1 protein-coding gene and 1 pseudogene are annotated in these 1319 nt (G+C 53.4%); one reads left to right on the forward strand and one right to left on the reverse strand.

Features of this window, described 5'->3' with window-relative positions; all coding sequences use genetic code 11:
- A pseudogene (locus tag J07HQW2_RS00325) lies at positions 1-314 on the reverse strand (helix-turn-helix domain-containing protein); the annotation flags it as partial.
- Between the two features lie 403 nt (positions 315-717).
- Between J07HQW2_RS00325 and J07HQW2_RS00330 the strand changes: the two are divergent.
- Positions 718-1319: winged helix-turn-helix domain-containing protein (locus J07HQW2_RS00330; protein ID WP_021053141.1), on the forward strand; the 602-nt coding region annotated here is incomplete at its 3' end.

The raw sequence follows: 1319 nt of genomic DNA on the forward strand, positions 1-1319 counted from the left end.
TGCCTCGACGAGTGTGGGCGTGATCGTGTACGTATCGCCATCGAGGTTCGCAGTGAGCGTGATTGGGATAGCGTGTAGGTGTGCGTTTTCTGCGTTTCATCCCGCGTGAGTACCCCGAGATCAACGAGTGTCCCCGTATCCGCATACGCGGTCGTGCGGGGCGTGTCGGTGTCGGCGACGATTTCATCAATCGTCACTTCGCCTTCACGGAGAATATACGTGTAGAGGCGAGCGAGCCGTGGCTCTTCGAGTAGCTGTGCCACTGATAGAAGACCATTAATGGCGCGTTCGGGGTCCCCTGTCGTTTTCGACATACAATTCATAATTCGTGTCCTGAGTAATACCGCTTGGGTTGCGACCGAAGTCGGAGGCGTCTAAGTATCACTCTTCGTTTGGGACGAACTGGCGCGTGTGGAGGCGCGTGACCTCGTTCGGACGAAGACCCCACGCACACAGTGCGAGGACCAGGGGGCGCTCACTAGAGTTATCGGATGTCTGGCTGAGTACACGAATGTGCTCGGTGGCGAGATATGCAGTACCGGTTTCGTGATTAACCAACACTAACAGTTGAATGGACGAATTTGTTGGTTAATATCACGCTCTTCCGGGGCCGCGGCGAAGAACCCCGATAAAAAATCAGTACCTCGTTTATGAACACTACAACGCTCCATTCCGTGACAAACGTTTATGATTTCTAGTTTCGTAACTCTATACAAGATGAGCTACGATACAAAACACGTGCGGAACGCGGGGGACACTCCGGGGATGATCACCGGATTCCCGACATTCGCAGAATTACTCGAGAACCCATCGCTCGCTAGCCTCTATATATCGATTCGAGGGTCAGCGACTGCCACAGGGCCTGAACTCGTCGAAACAACGACTGTCTCGAAAAAGACGGTGTACGACTATCTCCATAAGCTGGAGAAAGCGGGCCTAATCAGCCAGGTTGGCGACGATGCCGGGACTGCTGTATACACCGCTGAAGAGTTTGAACTGACATTGACGGTTCGCGAGACGGAAGTCTCGATTACTCCCGAACTTATCGAGGTGATCGCACAGAAGAACGAGTACCCCGCGATCAAACGGGTTCTCGAAGATCACGGTATCGTCACGTTCGCGCTCACATACGATCTCGTAAACGCACACAGTGAGGGAGATGTCACAATCCGGCAGATCGCGAGCCTCACAGACCTTTCGCCTGGAACTGCGTATGATTTCGTTGAAGCGCTCTATCTGATTCTCGATCTCGGTGCTGACGAGTCATCCCCGACAACGTACACACCGGATGATTTCGACGAGGACGAAGGCAACCTCCT

This window comes from Haloquadratum walsbyi J07HQW2, from assembly GCF_000415985.1.
Lineage (GTDB): Archaea > Halobacteriota > Halobacteria > Halobacteriales > Haloferacaceae > Haloquadratum > Haloquadratum walsbyi_B.